Origin of the sequence: Pseudomonas fluorescens (assembly GCF_900215245.1) — a bacterium.
Taxonomy (GTDB): domain Bacteria; phylum Pseudomonadota; class Gammaproteobacteria; order Pseudomonadales; family Pseudomonadaceae; genus Aquipseudomonas; species Aquipseudomonas fluorescens.
The window spans coordinates 3,513,406-3,531,213 of the sequence record NZ_LT907842.1 but is presented as its reverse complement, the minus strand read 5'-3'; the positions used below and the strand labels follow the sequence as shown (position 1 = coordinate 3,531,213).

At 56.3% G+C, this 17,808-nt stretch carries 14 protein-coding genes and 2 pseudogenes; 7 read left to right on the top strand and 9 right to left on the bottom strand.

What is annotated here, in order from left to right; translation table 11 throughout:
• Positions 1-51 precede the first annotated feature (51 nt).
• Positions 52-5,208, top strand: a complete 5,157-nt coding sequence (locus tag CPH89_RS16365) for an RHS repeat domain-containing protein (RefSeq protein ID WP_053254566.1) — start codon at positions 52-54, stop codon at positions 5,206-5,208.
• Between the two features lie 261 nt (positions 5,209-5,469).
• Here CPH89_RS16365 and CPH89_RS16360 read toward each other — a convergent pair.
• Positions 5,470-5,733: pseudogene (locus tag CPH89_RS16360) on the bottom strand (transposase); the annotation flags it as partial.
• Here CPH89_RS16360 and CPH89_RS16355 point away from each other — a divergent pair.
• Positions 5,724-5,872, top strand: a pseudogene (locus CPH89_RS16355) (hypothetical protein); the annotation flags it as partial. The pseudogenes CPH89_RS16360 and CPH89_RS16355 overlap by 10 nt on opposite strands.
• Positions 5,873-5,984: 112 nt before the next feature.
• Here CPH89_RS16355 and CPH89_RS30165 read toward each other — a convergent pair.
• Positions 5,985-6,410: a hypothetical protein gene (locus CPH89_RS30165; protein ID WP_069551851.1), complete on the bottom strand. Its 426-nt coding sequence runs from the start codon at positions 6,408-6,410 to the stop codon at positions 5,985-5,987.
• 240 nt (positions 6,411-6,650) lie between these two features.
• Here CPH89_RS30165 and rlmF point away from each other — a divergent pair, with 240 nt between their 5' ends.
• Positions 6,651-7,670, top strand: coding sequence for a 23S rRNA (adenine(1618)-N(6))-methyltransferase RlmF (rlmF, locus tag CPH89_RS16350; protein WP_053254564.1), 1,020 nt, complete (start codon positions 6,651-6,653; stop codon positions 7,668-7,670).
• Positions 7,671-7,742: 72 nt separating this feature from the next.
• On the opposite strand, the gene CPH89_RS16345 is transcribed toward rlmF, so the two are convergent.
• Positions 7,743-8,024: an HU family DNA-binding protein gene (locus CPH89_RS16345; protein WP_003188840.1), complete on the bottom strand. Its 282-nt coding sequence runs from the start codon at positions 8,022-8,024 to the stop codon at positions 7,743-7,745.
• A gap of 396 nt (positions 8,025-8,420) precedes the next feature.
• Between CPH89_RS16345 and yejK the strand changes: the two genes are divergently transcribed.
• A complete protein-coding gene (gene yejK, locus CPH89_RS16340) occupies positions 8,421-9,425 on the top strand; it encodes a nucleoid-associated protein YejK (RefSeq protein WP_003171997.1) in 1,005 nt (334 codons plus the stop codon).
• The gene (locus CPH89_RS16335) at positions 9,425-9,787 is read left to right on the top strand and encodes a glutaredoxin family protein (protein ID WP_053254563.1); all 363 of its coding nucleotides are present in this window, start codon (positions 9,425-9,427) and stop codon (positions 9,785-9,787) included. Before yejK ends, CPH89_RS16335 begins: the two co-directional genes overlap by 1 nt.
• A gap of 127 nt (positions 9,788-9,914) precedes the next feature.
• Here CPH89_RS16335 and CPH89_RS16330 read toward each other — a convergent pair whose 3' ends face one another.
• From CPH89_RS16330 to CPH89_RS16305, 6 genes are all read right to left on the bottom strand, one after another.
• Positions 9,915-12,155, bottom strand: coding sequence for a TonB-dependent receptor (locus tag CPH89_RS16330; RefSeq protein ID WP_053254562.1), 2,241 nt, complete (start codon positions 12,153-12,155; stop codon positions 9,915-9,917).
• A 276-nt stretch (positions 12,156-12,431) separates the two neighbouring features.
• Positions 12,432-13,409, bottom strand: a complete 978-nt coding sequence (locus tag CPH89_RS16325) for a FecR family protein (protein ID WP_053254561.1) — start codon at positions 13,407-13,409, stop codon at positions 12,432-12,434.
• A complete protein-coding gene (locus CPH89_RS16320; protein ID WP_053254560.1) occupies positions 13,406-13,984 on the bottom strand; it encodes an RNA polymerase sigma factor in 579 nt (192 codons plus the stop codon). Before CPH89_RS16320 ends, CPH89_RS16325 begins: the two co-directional genes overlap by 4 nt.
• A 7-nt stretch (positions 13,985-13,991) precedes the next feature.
• The gene (locus CPH89_RS16315) at positions 13,992-14,318 is read right to left on the bottom strand and encodes a DUF3325 domain-containing protein (RefSeq protein ID WP_053254559.1); all 327 of its coding nucleotides are present in this window, start codon (positions 14,316-14,318) and stop codon (positions 13,992-13,994) included.
• Positions 14,319-15,893 (bottom strand): PepSY-associated TM helix domain-containing protein, encoded by a 1,575-nt coding sequence (locus CPH89_RS16310; protein ID WP_053254558.1) that lies wholly within the window; start codon positions 15,891-15,893, stop codon positions 14,319-14,321. It abuts the gene before it with no gap.
• Positions 15,890-16,192 carry a DUF3649 domain-containing protein gene (locus CPH89_RS16305; RefSeq protein WP_053254557.1) on the bottom strand — a complete coding sequence of 101 codons (303 nt, stop codon included), beginning with the start codon at positions 16,190-16,192 and terminating at the stop codon, positions 15,890-15,892. Before CPH89_RS16305 ends, CPH89_RS16310 begins: the two co-directional genes overlap by 4 nt.
• A gap of 170 nt (positions 16,193-16,362) precedes the next feature.
• On the opposite strand from CPH89_RS16305, the gene CPH89_RS16300 reads away from it, so the two are divergent.
• Entirely contained in the window at positions 16,363-16,851 is a 489-nt protein-coding gene (locus CPH89_RS16300; protein ID WP_053255344.1) for a sigma-70 family RNA polymerase sigma factor, read from the top strand.
• Positions 16,848-17,789, top strand: coding sequence for a FecR domain-containing protein (locus tag CPH89_RS16295; RefSeq protein WP_053254556.1), 942 nt, complete (start codon positions 16,848-16,850; stop codon positions 17,787-17,789). The genes CPH89_RS16300 and CPH89_RS16295 overlap by 4 nt, the downstream gene beginning before the upstream one ends.
• Positions 17,790-17,808 lie beyond the last annotated feature (19 nt).

The window sequence follows — 17,808 nt, the reverse complement described above, 5'->3', positions numbered from 1 at the left end:
CCGTGCATCATTTTGAGCACGGAGGCAGCCTACTTTTTAAGGAGTTTCCAGATGGCTAATTCGACAGCTGTTGAACAACGTGTCGTTGACGAAGGTAGCCCGAATATTCATGGGGTCGACCCCTTTTCGGGCGCATTTTGCACATTTATCCCGATAGCTGAATTAGTTGGAAATAATGGGTTGGGCCCGACTTTGGATCTGAAGGTTTACCACACGTCGGGCCGCGGCACCCACTACCTCGAAAATTGTAGTATCCGATTTAACCATGCTTATTTTTACGAAGACCTTCTACCAACACTTCCGAGCAACAATTTCGGCGAAATTTACTTAGAGAACGGAGCCAGTTGGACATGGGACGGAAAAAGCGATATTGCCTTACCCCACGTCGTTATCAGCCGGGATAGCAAGCAACTTAAATTCACACATAAAAGTGGAAAACAAGAACGTCTTACCAAATTCCGAGCCCCCTCATCCAACCCGCAAATAGATGAAGGCTATTATCTTCCAACTACAATAAGTTCACCCTCTGGGCATAAAATTTACCTCCAATGGGATTTGATTAAAGAAACCAACTCACTCATAGACCTGTGGCTCCCACGCCTACAGTCAGTAGCCGACGAGTCAGGAACCCTATTGACCGTTGGTTACACCATGCTCGGCAGCAAAATGAAGGTCACTTTCGATGTATGGCCAGGAACCAACGACAATTACACGATGGATTTTCAATTTACCGAGGGCTTGTTGAGTACAGTACGGCAGAGCAACCAGATAGACACGACAGCGTTCGAGTACACCGGCTCTATCAGCAAAATAAAACACAGCAGCGGACTCACGGAGGCAATTAGTTATCAGAACGGCAAAGTTTCCAACCACCTTATTACCGACAACAACGCGACCATCATACAAAACAATCAATATATTTACACCACCTCAAAAGGCAACCAAATCACCTCAGTAACGGAGATAGGCAATAAAAAAACTGAATATCAGTTTTCGACCAACCGCCTACCGACAAAAGAAACAACTTGGGTAGATGGCTTATTATTGAAAACCGTTGAGTTAAGTAGAACCGTGAAAAACGGAGGGACTGTCCTCACGGGTGCCGCTAATGACCCCCTCCCAGACCGTATTGAAAGCACCACTAGCACGACCTACACCAACCCCGACCTGACCGCTCGCAAGGAAGTCGTCGTTATCACAATGGACACCTTAGGCAACATCATTTCAAAGACAGAAAACGGCGTAACAACGGAGTGGACTTATTATCGGGGAATGTTGGAAGAAGACATACTCGTCAAAACAGAAAGAGTTAACACTCCCACAACGCCTTTGAGTGTTATTGCGGCCATAGGTGATTACGCAAACCCTATCGGCTGGGGATTCCAGCTGTTCGGTAAAGCCGGGTTGACCTGGGGTACACGTGAGCTGCGCCAAAAGGTTATTTCGCCTTACGTCACCAGTAACGGTCAACAGACCTTCAACCTCCCGGTGGCCATTCGTTGCCCTGGCGACCCAAATTACTTCAAGGTTCACGTCGAATCCGAAAAGGTCTATACCCTGAACAACGGCCAACGGACTGACTTGCAGTGGACCTTCTACAGTTACGATGGGCTGCCGGTCAAAGACGCCCTGGTAAAAGGTCCAACCCTCAAACCTTCGAAAAAATTGACAATCTATAACCCGGTTGGGGATGCCAATGGCAGGCTCTCATCATGGGCGAACGGCAACATGGTGCTTGAAGAGAATACTTATGATACTGACATTAATTCACCTCACCATGGGCGGTTATTGAACAGCACGCAATCTATCCTTGACGCCGCCGGCAAGGTCGTTCCGGGCTCTGTAGTCAGTACTGCAATCGGCTACGGGCTTTCCAACAATCAACTCACTACAACCACTAATGTGACCGCGGGCACTGCACCTGCAGTCACCGGAACTCAAGTCATTCAAACGCTCACCGGCTTGCTTAAGTCCCACATTGATGCCCAAGACAATACGACCCTTTATGAATACGACGCGCAGCGCCGTATAATCCAACAAACCGTATATGACGGCGAGCCCGAGCTCAAAGGCACGACCACTTTCACCTACGTAGACGCTGGCACCGAAACTCAAGTAACGCGTACCAGCCCGTTCGGAGAACAAAGCAGAGACGTATTTGATACGTTGGGCCGCCCCATCCGAAACGAGTGGCTACACACTGATGGTTCATGGCTGAAGTTATACGAAATAACTTACGACGCCCAAGGTCGAGAGGCGTCCACGACACAATTCGACTACACCGCCAATAAAACGCAATTGCCCACGCAAACACGTAACTTCAGCTATGACCGCTGGGGGCAGCTCTCAGAAATCAAGTGGGCCGCGAGTGGTGAGACCGAGAATTTTTCGTACGACCCGGTCAACCGCAAGACCTCAACCTGGGTAGCACAAGGCAGTGAAACGGGCGGGCGCACCATACAGGTATTCGACGAACCCGGTGGAGAACAACGCCACGAGTCGTATCTTCATGCCAATGGTAAGTTCGTGAGCTCACAGACGTATCGCTACAACGCCCTGGGTCGTCTGACCACCGAGACTTCAAGCGAGGCATATGCGATTCACCGTAATTACGACGCTTTTGGTCGCGTAAGCCGTGTGGAAACCGCCGGTATCACAACGATTAATGACTTTCCTGCCCATATCCAAGCACCCGTAGCGACAGCTGCCAAGCTGGAATCCAGCGGCCAAACAGTTTCACTGGGCACCCAGACAGTAGATGGCCTGAGCCGCGTGACGGCTACCGTACTCGGCGGCACTAAAGTGAACTATGCCTATATCGGCAGCGGGAATTGGGGCAAAGCAGATACTCAACCCAGCGCAACGAACACCTCATCTACTCGCATTAAGCTGAGCAATGCTTGGGACGCGCAAACCCGTACCCTTACTGAAACCATTACCGGAGGCATTTACCGAGGTAGTGATTCAACTACCTCTCAAGCAAGATACGAATACTCCATTCAAGGCCTCTTACTGCGATCAACTGATGCGTTCGGTAACAGCACTCAATACACTTACGACACCCAAGGCCGTCTACTGAACAGCGCCAGCGCAACGCTGACCGTAGACTTTATATATGGCCCGCTAGGTAGACTGGAATCCGAAACATTGAATGATCTAACCCATGGTAAGACCATGACGACTGCGTACACTTACAACGCATCCGGTCAAGAAATTCAACGTCAATTCAATGCCACAGGTTTTCCACTCCTTACATTAAAAACAACGTATACCACCTCTTTAATCGCTGAAATGGAAATACTGCAAGATGCATCACTGTTGCGCAAGGAAGAGTACCGTTACGATTTCAGAGGGCAACTCGAAACCTATCTGTGCAGCGGCCCCCATAAACCCTCCACACCTGACCGCTATGTGATTGACCGACAGGATTTTATATACGACATGGCCGGCAACCTGATTCAATGTACCGTGACAAGCAATGGCAGTACGTTTATCGATAAATACACATTTGGGGCTGCAGACCCCTGCCAACCTCAATCCACTACACTTCAGAGAGGTAAGACTCAACAAACTCATTCTTATAAATATGACAGCCTTGGTTATCTTATAAACAAAGACGGCTTCCCACTCACTTACAATATCCAGGGTCAATTAACCGTTCACAGTGACGCACAACAACGTTTCGACTACCATTACGACAACATTGGCCGACTCGCTGGGTGCTCAGGTACGAACCACTACGACCAGTACTATTATAAAGATGACTTCCAATACGCTCGGAAAGGTGTATTTAGCAGCAATGGAGTTTTTAGCTACCGCACTTCTATTTTGATGAACCAGAGCACTTCCTGCTTATTGCTGCAGCAGAGTATCAACCAAGACAGCAACATGCCAACAACAAGCCGCAGTTTCGAGGTAAAAGACATCAAAGGCTCGGTGATTGCCAGTTACGACCTGTCTACCAATTCAATTTCATACTTTGTTTACACGCCATACGGCTATCGCCCTCATACCATCGATCAGCGCTCGTGGGTTGGGTTTAACGGCCACCCCATGGACAGCGTTACCGGTAATTATCCTCTGGGGAACGGAGCGAGAGTCTACAATCCTGCGAAACAAAGCTTTGACGCTCCTGACCCTATCAGTCCGTTTGGTGCAGGTGGATCAAATCGATATCGGTATTGCAGCAACGACCCGGTCAATAAAAGTGACCCCTCTGGGTTCGCGGAGGTCTTGAACCAATACTCTGTCATTACCCACGCGCCAGCGATCGAAAACCCGGTTGTAGCCGCTGTGGGGATCGGCGTAATCGGTATCGCACTGGCACCCTTTACCGGCGGTGCTTCAATAGGGTGGACGGTAGCAGCGGTAGGTTTAGCTACTGTGTCCGCGGGCTTTGGTATCGCCTCTGCGGCACTACGAGAAAGTGACCCTGACCTCTCAGAAGCATTAGGTTGGGCTGCACTCGGGACCGGTCTGCTCGAAGCAGGCGCAGGCGCCGGGCTAGCTTTGCGCGCTGCAAGAGCAGGGGCAAAGGGGGCAGCCAGGGAAACCAGTCTCGCGTATCAACACAGCAGCATAGCCAAAGGCCAGATGGGCGTTGAAACGCTGACCGTTAAGACACGGAGTCTTGGTTTTCACAATGGACCCGCTTCATATGAGCTTTACAGCGGAGGTCCGAACGCTACTAAAGCGTATATTTACAGCCACGGAGCGTCGCGTGCCGAGAAGTTCCGATTCGCTCTTCCATCAGGAGTGGACCTTCATTTTTTAGCACCTAAAGGCGCGTCAATTGCGACAGATGATAGCCGATTGCTACAGCATCTTTCGGGAAGGCTGAATGGAAACTATATAAGCAAAGCACACAATTCACTTAACCCCAAATTAGCACCCGACTATATCTTGACCGAGTTCAAGCCTAAAGACATGGTAACCAACAATATTCTCAAAACGCCGCAAGACCTGGACAAAGTAATGAAACAATTAGCAGCGGCCCATAATATCGATATTATTCGCCCAAAGGGTCAGATACCGCTCAGCGAATTGATCACGTCACTTCAAGCGCAGAACTACAAAAAAATATACGGCTCGTTTTGCCGGGGTCCTATTCGGGATTTCGTTGGCGTCGCAGAAATCAAAAGAATAAGACATTCAAAATGGCGCATGTTCGTACTGGACATGGACGCCTCATTGGCTAATCGAGTTTAACCAAGCAACATCTCCTACTCACGATGGAGATCTCGCTAACACCGCGCTCCCGATGCACTCGGGAGCCGGCATCGGCCTGATACACGCCGCCACCAAGTTGAAAGTGCACCCCCTAAGGAAGGTCTGAAGTACCCACCGTTTTTTGATCCCCTCTTTGCGTGAGGTTCAAAAAGCGCTGATTCGGTCGAATCATTAGACCTTTCCACTTCTTAATTCATGATTTTCCTCTAAGTCGCGCTGTTTCAGGGCGATTAGCCCGCATTACAGGCGCACCTCTCCAGTATTCAACAATCGTTTTCGCACCATCCACAAGTTCGACAAGGCGAACAACGTCGTCTGCTGAGCACTGCTTTTCGTCAGACCACGAAAGCGCACTTTCGTATAGCCAAACTGGCGCTTGATCACCCGAAACGGATGCTCAACCTTGGCTCTGACTTGCGCTTTCGCATACTCAAACCCGCGTAGCACACTGCCGATCACTATGTCTTTGCCATGCTCTTTGTACGAGCTTGGCCGTGCAGCAAGTGGACGGCAAGCTGTCCAACTCGGCGTTTTTGGACAATGCGCCGGCTGAAGTGATCGAGAAGGAACCCGCCAAGTTGGCCGAGGCTGAGCGAGCGTTGGGTAAGCTGGCCGAGCACATGTGTGGATCTCCAGTCTGTAAGCTGGAAACCATGTAAAAAAGAGACCTTCTCAGGTCTCTTTTTTATGGGCGCTTTTTGATCAATATGGCAACTATCAACTTGCCACGAGCGAGCAGCAGGTTGAGGGCGGGCTTATTGCGATACAGGCGGAACATTTACCTGGCCCGTACCCGGATCACCCACTTTCCCATTCGTCCTGACCCCTTTAGAAACCCATTTCCCCGAAGTAACAGTAAACTGGACATTTGATCCCGCTGGAAGATTCAGCGGAGAAGAAAGGGTCGTATTCTGGACGCTAATATTAGTCGCCTTTGAACCATTATTTTCAATAAAGAGGTTTTTACCTTCTCTGAGTGAAGCCCCAGCCACTCCAATAGTGAGCGGATCGGCAAAGTCGCCATCACTGACCCGAAACGCAGACGCGCCTGCTGACTCTACAATAATAGTCCCGGCGGCTTTACCATTCATCGTATTCTCCGAAGGAGACTCCTCAGCCGCCCACGCATTCATCGCCAGCAAGATCGACCCAACTAAAATGACAGAAAAGTGCTTATTCATTGTGTATTACCTTAAGTAGATTGAGACACAGCCTGTGTTTTTCAATAAAAAATTAACACACTGAAAAATCAATAATCTACTGTCAGAAATAACAGGTCAGCTAACCATTAAAGAATAACTCTTCACGTTATAATTCCGTTTTTACGCGCATTCTGGTTACTCTCCCAAAGCTAGATATTCCTGTTTTCAGTCAGGAATGTGTGACAATACCCACCACTTTGAGCCCACACCAGAATCAACATGACCGCCCCCAGCACACCCAAACCACCGCGCAAGCAGCCTAAAACCGCAGCCCCGGCCAAGCCCGTCGCGCCGCGCAAAGAGGCTACCTTGCACCCGCGCAACCGCCACACAGGCCGTTACGACTTCCCGGCGCTGATCAAGACCACGCCGGAACTGGCGAAATTCGTAATCATCAACCCTTATGGCAAAGAGAGCATCGACTTCGCCAGCCCGGACGCGGTGCGGGTGTTTAACCGGGCACTGCTTAAATCGTTCTATGGCATCCAGCATTGGGATATCCCGCAGGATTACCTCTGCCCGCCAGTGCCGGGGCGTGCCGACTATGTGCACTTCCTCGCCGACCTGCTGGCCAGCGTTAACGACGGCAAGATTCCGCGCGGCTCTATCGTCAAGGTGCTGGACATCGGCATGGGCGCCAACTGCGTCTACCCGCTGATTGGCTATATGGAATATCGCTGGAATTTCCTCGGTTCCGAGGTCGATCCTATCGCTGTGGCCGCCGCCAAGGCTATCGTGCAGTCCAATGACCTGAGCAAGGTCATCCAACTGCGCCAGCAACCCAACCCCAAGCAGATCCTGCTGGGCTTGCTGGAGCCGGGTGAGCGCTTTGACCTGACCATGTGCAACCCGCCCTTCCACGCGTCCATGGACGAAGCCACCAAGGGCAGCGAGCGTAAATGGCGCGCCCTGGGTAAAGCTGATCCCAAGCGCAAGCTGCCGGTGCTGAACTTCGGCGGGCAATCGGCGGAGTTGTGGTGTGAAGGCGGCGAAGCGCGTTTTGTCACGCAACTGATCGCTGAGAGCGCGCATTTTGCCCACAAGGTGTTGTGGTTCAGCACACTGGTGTCAAAAGCGTCGAATTTGCCCGCGATTGAGACAGCGCTCAAAAAAGCCGGCGTGCTGGAAAGCCAGGTGGTGGAAATGTCCCAGGGCCAAAAGCAAAGCCGTTTCGTGGCCTGGACTTTCCAGACCAAGAACGAGCAGCAGATCTGGCGCCAACGCTGGGTTCGCGACTGACCCACGGTTAAACCGCAGACAACAAAAAACCGTGCCCGGATCGCTCCGAAGCACGGTTTTTTTTGCTGCGTCTTACTTGTTAACAGCGTCGGTCAGGCCTTTGGCCACAACCAGCTTGATAACTTTCTTGGCAGCGATTTCGATGGCGGCGCCAGTCGAAGGGTTACGGCCAGTACGGGCTGGACGCTCGGTCACTTTCAGTTTGCCAACGCCTGGCAGAGTGATTTCGCCGCCGTTTTCCAGCTGATCAGCAACAACTTGGCTCAGTTGGTCCAGCAGAGCGCGCACGGTAGTTTTCGGTGCGTCTACTGCTTCAGCCAGGTCAGCGATCAGTTGGTCTTTAGTAATAGCCATTGTGGTGTTCCTTCCCTATCAAATTCATATGGATTGCAGAGTGCAGTGTCAGCCGTCGAGCCCGACCGTCATGGTCTGGCACCCCCGGCTATAACCACGGAGATCGGGGTTATAGATGCTTGAAACGGGGATTGGTTCGACCTGACAGATGCTGAATGCACGCTTAACGCCGAGACTTGGCGTAAGACGGGGCAAAACTAGCACAGAGACGGGGAAATATCCGCCTCAACATACCCATTTGGTCAGCTTTATCGCTCTAAACCGTGAAAAAAAGGCATATAGCCCGTCGGAGAGCGACCAAAGCACCCTTGGACACGTGTCTTGGCCAATGGGTGCGGTACACTGGGCGACTTTTCGGGGAGGCCAACCGCTCCCCTTCAACCAGCCGAGAAGCCTATGCCGATCCGTCATTGCATTGTTCACCTGATCGACAAAAAACCCGACGGCACACCCGCAGTTCTGCATGCCCGCGATTCGGAGTTGTCCGAATCCGCCGCCATCGAGAACATGCTTGCCGACCTCAACGAGAGCTACAACGCCAAACAAGGCAAGGCCTGGGGCTTCTTCCATGCCGAGTCCGGCGCGCACCCGTTCAGCGGCTGGTTGAAGGAGTATTTCGACGGCGGCCAGGACTTCACCACCTTCAGCCGCACGGCGGTCGAGCACCTGCAAAAGCTGATGGAGGAGTCCAACCTCTCCACCGGCGGCCACGTGCTGTTTGCCCACTATCAACAAGGCATGACCGACTACCTGGCCATCGCCCTGCTGCACCACAGCGAAGGCGTGGCGGTGACTGACGAGCTGGACGTGACCCCGTCGCGCCACCTGGACCTGGGCCAATTGCACCTGGCAGCGCGGATCAACGTGTCCGAGTGGCAGAACAACAAGCAGTCCAAGCAATACATCTCCTTTATCAAGGGCAAGAACGGCAAGAAGGTCTCGGAGTATTTCCGCGACTTTATCGGTTGCCAGGAAGGCGTCGACGGCCCGGGCGAAACCCGCACCCTGCTCAAGGCGTTCAGCGACTTCGTCGAAAGCGAAGACCTGCCGGATGAATCGGCCCGTGAGAAAACCAAGACCCTGGTGGACTACGCCAGCAGCCAGGCCAAGCTTGGCGAACCGATGGGCCTGGAAGAGCTGTCGGGTTTGATCGATGAAGATCGGCCCAAGGCGTTCTATGACCATATCCGCAACAAGGACTACGGCCTGTCGCCGGAGATCCCGGCTGACAAACGCACCCTCAACCAGTTCCGTCGTTTCACCGGGCGTGCCGAGGGGCTGTCGATCAGCTTTGAAGCGCACCTGCTGGGCGACAAGATCGAATACGACGAGGCCGCCGGCACCTTGATCATCAAGGGGCTGCCGACCCAATTGACCGACCAGCTCAAGCGCCGTAACTGATGCTTGGCGGGGTTTTCAAGAAAGTCCTGCTGGTATTGCTGGTCGTGGTGGTCTTCCAGAACTGGGGCAAGGTCGAGCGGCTGTTCAACCCCTCGCAGGTGGTGTCCGAGCAGGTGCGCGCCTCAGCGCGCGTGGTGCTCTACGCCACCGAGTGGTGTGGCTACTGCAAGCAGACCCAGCGCTTTCTGGATCAGAAAGGCATTCCGTACCAGGCGCTGGATATCGAGAAGGACGCCCAGGCGCGCAAGGCCTATGAGGCCTTGGGCGGCGGCGGGATCCCATTTGTGGACGTGAATGGCACGCTGATTCGCGACTACAACCCGGATGCGATTATGGCGGCGCTGAAGTCACCCAATTTGTAAAACACTGCAGATCAAATGTGGGCGCGAGCTGCTCGCGAAGGCGGTGGATCAGTCAATAGATGTGGCGACTGACACTCCGCTTTCGCGAGCAAGCCCGCTCCCACATTCAGCTCAACGCCAGCTTGAATTAGAAGTTGGCTTCCAGCGACACCATCGCCGTGCGCTCCTCACCCACGTTGTAATACGCCGTGCTCGGCGCCAGGCCGTTTACCGGTGCCGAGTTGAACGACACGGTGCGCGCCGAGCTCAAGTATTCCTTGTCGAACACGTTAAGCATCGAGAAGCGCAGGGCCGCGGACTTGATGACTTTCTTGTCGACCGGCAAGTAGATACCGGCGTTGAGGTCAAACACGGTACGGCCGGAGATTTTTTCGTCGTTGGTCAAATCGCCGTAGAAACTGCCGACGTATTTGCCCGCAACGTTGCCGTAAAAACGCGAGTCGTCATAGCCGAACACCAGGTTGAACATGTTTTCCGGCACGTTGGCCAGTTGCTTGCCCGCTGTCGGCAGCAACACATTCTTGCTGAGCAGATTGTCTTTCTGCTCAGACTGGGTGTAGGTGTAGGAGGCGTAGTAGTTGAAGTTGTGCGGCAACAGGCCGCTCCATTCCAACTCCAGGCCTTTGTTGTCGACCTTGCCGACGTTGATCACCGCGTAGTCACCGTTCAAGTCGGTGGTCGACAACTGGCGATCCTTGAAGCTGATGTAGAACAAGGTCGCGCTCAGCGCCAGGGTGTCTTCGGTGTAGCGCCAGCCCAGTTCCTGGTTCCAGCTCAACTCAGGCTTCAGGCTGACCGAGTCGCCCTTGTTGTACAGCACATAGTTTGGCGGCGTGCGCATGTTGCGGGTGACGTTGTAGAACGCCTGGTTGCTTTCGTCGACCTGGTACTTGGCGCTGAAGTTCGGCAGGAACTGGTGGTAGCGGGTGTTACGTTTTTCCGGCGTGTCGTACAGGCTGCCCAGATTGTTGCCGTCGCGCTCGACGTACTGGTAGGCGACGCCACCGACAAAACTCAGGTCCGGCGTGGCTTGCCAGCTGTCCTGAACCCAGAGCTTCTGAGCCGGGGTGATGGTGTAGTAATGACGCCCCTGTACGGTTGCGCCGTTCTTGTCGACCACCTGGCCGCCGCTGTTGTAGTCACCCCACACATCATCGGGTGCGCCTTCGCCATTGATCCCGATAAAGGGCTGAGTCTGGCGCTGACGAGCACGTTCATACCAATAGCCGTAGTCCAGGCTGTGTGCTTCGTTGATGTCCCATTTCATTTTGGCGGTGACGCCAGGGCGCCAGGTTTCGGTCCACGAAGGGCGATAGTAGTTGAGCGATTTCAGGTTACTCAGGTCGTAGTTGCCGGCCTTGTCGGACTTGGGCCCCAGGTTCGACGCGGTCTGGCCGCTGAAACTGCCGCCGTTGGCCCAGTAATAATAAGGCGTGACCGTCAACGACAGGTTGTCCTGCAGCTGCCAGCGCTGAGTGAGCGTGGCGTTGACGCTTTCGAACGGGTTGCGGTTGAGCTTGTAGGACGACGACAGCAGACCCGACTTGTAAACCGGGGTTTCCGAGTAGTCCTTGCGGCGCCCTTCTGTCTCGAATTGCGACTTGCTCAGGGTGTTGTAGTTGTAGTTTTCCTGGTTGTTGTACTTGATCGTGGCCAGTGTGGAGTTGCCGCTGCCGTCTTCAAACAGGCTGCTCCACTCGACCTTGTCGCTGCGCAGCGTGCCTTTGCCGCGCCACTTGTCACCTTCCAGGTGAGACGCCGAGACCCAGGTCTTGAGGCCACCAAAATCGCCGGTATTGACCCGCACGAATGTCTTGCGCAAATCGTTGGCGCCGACGATCTGTTTGGCGAACACCCCGGACTCCTTGGTCGGCCGCAGAGTGATCATGCCGATGTTGCCGCCGCTGGAGCCAATGTGCGGGCCGTCCGCTTCCGAAGAGCCTTGGGTGGCGAATACTTCGGCGAGGTTTTCCGGGTCGCCCAACTGGTTTGAATAGACGCTGTAGTTGCCCGAGTCGTTGATCGGCACGCCATCGACGGAAACCCCGATCTGGTCGGAGTTCATGCCCCGCATGGTGAAGTTGGTGCCGCTGGTGCCGCTGGCGTCATCACTGGAAACGTTGATGCCCGGCGTGTATTTGAGTTTGTCGATGGCGTTGGCGGTCCCCGACATTTCGTCCATGGCTTCCTTGGTCACCGTCGACCGCGCCTTGGCACTTTCTTCGCGAATCATGTGGCCGTTGCCCAGGCTCTGTTTACCGGCGACGTCCACCGAACCGACATCCTGCGTGGTGTCTGCCAGAACCAGTGGCGCAAAACTTCCTAGGCCCGAAGCGAACAGCAGGGCAGAGAGTGTGTTGATCTTCACGAGTAGATCCCTTACGTGCATCTATCTGTTGTTATGGAGGGAGGTGCTGGCGGTCAAAACCGGGTGAACGGCGACGCCAATCTTCCTGACCACCTGCTCAGGAATCCGGGGATCATCCTTGCCGCGTGTAACGGTTTGGTGACAGGTTTGGGCCATTGCGATGAAGGTTAAATGAAAGGTCTGCAGACAGCGTGGTACCTGGCCTATAGCTGCCTGGAAGAAATTTTAGCGGGGCGTTTTTTTTGTAAATGGCGGTGGTGAACCCACCGATCGTGTCTAGCGCAACACGATCATGCGCCCTAAAACAGTGTGTTGTTCAAAGCCCAGAACCGCCTGCAAGGCACTCAAAACCGCCACCGGGTCCTTGCTCGGAAAACTGCCGCTGATACGCTTGGCGGCCATCTCATCGTTGAGCAGAAGGATTCGCCCAGGGTAGTAACGGCGAAGGTCCTGAACCACGTCGGCCAACGGTGCTTTGTAGTAATTGAGCCAACCGTCACGCCAGGCCAGACGCGATTCGCTGTCGACCGCGTGCAGCACATCGGCCACACCCTCGACGTAGGCCACCTGCTGGCCGGCCGTCAGGATTTGCTGCTGAGCTTGCCTGGACGGCGTTACGCCGACCCGGCCGGACAGCACCGTCACCTCGGCCCCGGCCGGTTGCAGGCGCACTTCGAACTGCGTGCCCAAGACCCGCGCCTCGCCGCTGCCTGCCTCGACCACAAAAGGCTGACCCGTGTGAGTCACGCTGAAAAAACCCGCGCCACGGCGCAACTGGATGTGCCGCTCGCCATGGCTGAAATCCACGGCAATGGCGCTGTCGGCATCCAGGGTCACTCGGGTTTGATCGGCCAGGGTCACGGTCTTGACCTCGCCTGGCGCGGTCACGTAGTCGGCGCCGAAGTCATCAACCCAGCGCGATGGCTGCCAACCCGCGCCCAGGGACAGCATCACCAGCAAACACGCGGCCATGGCCAAGGCACCGGCGCCGCGCACAACACGCACGCGTTTTGAGCGGTTCATTGAATGGAGGTAGCCCTGCAACGCCACGGCATCTTCGTCCGCGAGTGCGCGCGCGGGCACCTCGCTCAATTCCCACAGCACCTGGGCCCGGGCATAGGCTTGGATATGGGCGGGATCGGCCCGCAACCAGCGGCTGAACGTGGCCTGGTCGCCACTGCTGGGCTCGTCGTGCAACAGGCTCAGCCAGTCGAGTGCGGCCTGCTCCTGGGCGGGCGTAGGGGTAACGTTCACGGTGCTTTCCCTGGCGTGCGTGGCTGCGGTGGTTCGCGAAGGCTGGCCTTGCAGGCTTCGAGGGCACGCATCATATGTTTTTCCACGGCGCTTTGGGACAGCCCCATGGCCTTGGCAATTTCCGAGTATTTGCGGCCGTGGATGCGGTTAAGCAGGAAAATCTGCCGGGTGCGCTCCGGCAAGCTGCGCAAGGCAGCTTCGACGTGGCGCAGGTCATTGCCCGCTTCGAGGGCTGCCTGGGGTTCGCAGCCCTGGTTGCCCTGTTGTTCCGGCAACCAGCCTTCGCTGCTGCGCACGCGCGCGCCCTCACTGCGCAAATGGTCGATGGCGATGTTGCCCGCGCAGCGCAACAGGTAGGTGCTGAGCTCTTCGACCTGCACCAGCGGTCGACGCCAAAAGCGCAGGAACAGGTCTTGCACCAGGTCGGCCGCCGTGGCACGGCAACCCACGCGTCGGCTGACCAGCGCCTCCATTTGCGAGCGCTGGGATAAAAACACCTGCAGGAAATGCGCCCGCCCACCGGCCGCATCGGTAGGCGGGCGGTCCTGGGATTCGGGTGGCGTGCTGATCATCATGGCAGGCTCAGCACAGGGCGAAGGCAGCAACCGGGCTGGCCAGCAGGCCGACACCCGCCAGGCTCAAGGCCAGCCTTGGCCGATACGGCAACAGCAACACCAGCAACAGTGCGCTGAGCATCAACACGGCGCACCACTCCACCAAACCTTGAGCCCAACCCGAGGTGGCCACCGCCGGCCACGTCGACAGCAGCAGCAGCAAACCACCGCCCGTACGTAATGTCAGGCGTCGCGGTCGCGAAGGCTTGCTGTGCAGCAGTTCGCCATGATGCCGATCGGTGGACAGGCACAGCGCGGCAAACCCGGCGTAGCACATCAGCAATGCGAGCAGCATTCAGTTCGCCTCCTGCGTGAGCGTCAATCCACGTGCCCGTTCGACCTTGAGCTGCGGCGCGCTGCGGTGGTGCATCTTCCAGGCCGCCCACGCGAGGAACACGCCGCTGCCCAGGCAGGTCAGGTCGAAGCCGGCCATGGCCCAGTCGCCGCTGACCAGTGACACGCCCAAGTGCTGCTCGGTGGTCAGTGCGTTAAGCAGTGGAACCGCCGCCAACAGCAGCGCGCCGAGACTCAATTGCTCAACCCAAGCCTGGCGGCCTCGACGCAGCACGGCGTGCAACAGGCTCAGGCCCCAGGCAATAAAGAAGCTATTTATTTCCCAATCGGAGCGCTCGGCGAAGCTCACCGGCAACAAGCGGTTGGCCCAGAAAAACCCTGCGACAGCGAGCACCAGCCCGGACATGCTGGCGATATTCAGCACCTCCACCAGCCGCAGTTCAAACGGCATCACCGCGCTTTTAGCGTGCTTGAGCTGACGCTTGCCGAGCCATATGACCAAGCCGGTGCCGATCATCGCCGTGCCCGCCAGGCCGCAGATGAAGTACAGCCAGCGCAGCACCGGGCCAGCGAAATGGCCCATGTGCAGGCCATAGAAACTGCCGCTGATTGCCGCCGGCAGGGACTGCTCGCCACTCACCCGCAACAGCTGGCCAGTGGTGCCATTGAAAGACAGGGTGCTGCCGAAATCCTGCACCACACTGTCGGTACCAGCGCGGACCACATTGACCGAGGCATTCACATCACTCGGGTTATTCACCACCAAACGACCGACATGGCCGCCCGCCCATTGCGTGCGGGCCTGCTCATACATCGGCCACAACGGCAGCAATTTGCCCGGCTGGCCAAGCGCTGGCGCATTGTTGATCGCGGGGAACACTTCATTGAAAAACCCGCGACTGTCGCTGCCGTAGAAGGCAGTGATAGGCGCTGGCATCACCATGTTCATAAATATCACCAGGCTGCTGTAGGTGATCATCAAGTGAAACGGCAACACCAGCACGCCTACCGCGTTATGCCCGTCCAGCCACGAACGCTGGCCTTTGCGTGGGCGGAAGGTGAAGAAGTCCTTGAAGATTTTCTTGTGGGTGATGATGCCGGTGATCAACGCGACGAACATCACCATCGCGGCAATGGTCGACAGCCAACGCCCCCACGGGTAAGGCATTTGCAGTTGGAAGTGGAATCGATAGAAGAAGTCGCCGCCCATGCTTTCGCGGGCATGGACGGGTTGGCCGGTGACAGGGTCGAGGACCTTGCGGATAAAGTTGCCGCGCTTGCCGGGGTCGAGTGTGTCTTGCCACATCACCGACAGACCCGGATCGCGGCTGTCCGGCAAGGTGATAAACCAGCGTGCGGCAGTCGGCGCGTGTTGCTGCAAATAGGTGTGCGCGGCAGCGAGACTGCGCGCATCGTCCAGCGGGTGGGCGTGCACTTCGGGCTGCATCCAGTGGGTAATTTCGTCCTTGAAATAGGACAAGGTGCCGGTCAGGAAAATCGCAAACAGCAGCCAGCCAAAAATCAATCCCGCCCATGTGTGCAACCAGGCCATGGCCTGGCGAAAGCCCTCTTTCATGTGCGCGCCATCCACACACCCACGCCTGCCAGGGTGGCAAATAGTGCACTGGGAAGCATCACCCCACACCAGGCGCGCCACGCCGTACGGCAGGCGAAACACCAGAGCACCGCCAGCAGGTAAAACACAAACGAACTCATCATCCCGGTGATTACGGCGTCGGCACGCGACGTTGGCATCCACAGCGCCAGGCAGATGCTGGCCAGGGACGCCAGCAAATAGCCGCCCACCACCGCTGCCAGCACGCGCGAGGTGACAGCCAGTCGGTAGGTAACAGGAAGTGAGCGTTTGCTTTTCATGCCGGAGGCGCCAGGTTCATCAGTGCGCAATATTAATGATAAATATTCTCATAAGCAAAAGAGAACGGATGATTGATCTGCGCTGGCCGATTGCCGAACCTTGTCACGCACCCTACAATGCGAACAATTCTTGTTCTCTAAAGCATGCCCATGCTTGTGGAGTGATTGCGTTGCAGCCGTCCAATACCGTCGAAGTTTTGTACAACGACCATCATCACTGGCTCACCGGCTGGTTGCGACGCAAGCTCGGCTGCCCGGAAAGCGCAGCCGACCTGGCGCAGGACACGTTCATCCGCGTGCTCAGCGCACGGGAAACCCCAACGCTGATCGAACCTCGTGCCTTCCTCACCACCGTTGCCAAGCGCGTGTTGTTCAACTTCTACCGCCGCCAGGACCTGGAACGCGCCTACCTTGAGGCATTGGCGCAGAGCCCTGAACACGTGGCGCCCTCGGAAGAAGAACGCGCCATCATCCTGCAAACCCTGCTGGAGCTGGACCAATTGCTCGACGGCCTGCCTACCCTGGTCAAACGTGCGTTCCTGCTGGCCCAGCTCGACGGCTTGAGCTACGCACAAATCGGTGCCGAGCTGGGCATTTCTATCGCCACGGTCAAACGCCACCTGAATAAAGCGGCGATGCGCTGCTACTTCGCCCTATGAACTTTTCGACTCAGGTCGCCGAGCAGGCGGTGCATTGGTTGCTGGAAATGCAGCAAGGCGCGCTCAACCCGCGCCAGCAAGCGGCCTGGCAACAATGGCTGAACGCCCACAGCGAACATCAACGCGCGTGGGAGCATATTCAGCGCGTCAACCAGCGCCTGCGCGGCATGCCCTCGCCGCTGGCGCATGCCGCGTTGAGCGCGCCCCAATCCCGCAGCCGGCGCCAGGCCCTCAAGCTGCTGCTGGTCCTCGGTGCCGGCTCGGCCACCGCCTGGGGCCTGCGCCAGCAGCATATTTTGCCGCCATTGACCGCTGACTACCGCAGCCCCGTCGGCCAGCGGCGCAACGTGCAATTGGCCGATGGCAGCCGGTTGCAGCTCAACACCGGCAGCGCGGTGGATGTGCATTTTGATCGCAGCCAACGCTTGATCCGCCTGCTTGAGGGCGAAATGCTGCTGACAGCCCGCGCCGGCAATACGCCGCTGCATGTACTCACCGGTCAGGGCTTGCTCAGCAGCCAGGCCGCACGGCTGAATGTGCGCCAGTTCAACGATCATACCCAACTGACGGTTTTTGACGGCACTGTCGACATAATGCCTAGCAGTTATCGCGGCCTGCCTTTAAGCGTCGAGACCGCGCGCCAGGTCAATTTCACTCGCAAAGGCTGGGACACCCCGCTTGCGGCCGATACCAACAGCGGCGCCTGGGCCGACGGCGTGCTGGTGGCCGCACACATGCGCCTGGAAGACTTTCTTGCCGAGCTGGGTCGCTATCGTCGCGGCCAGCTTAATTGCGACCCGCAAGTGGCCAACCTGCTGCTGTCCGGCAGTTACCCGCTGGACGACAGCGAGCGCATCCTCGACCTGCTGGAAGTCAGCCTGCCGGTCAAAGTGCGGCGCTTTACCCGCTACTGGGTGACCGTAGAAGCACGCGCCTGAGATTATTTCAGCACTTTTT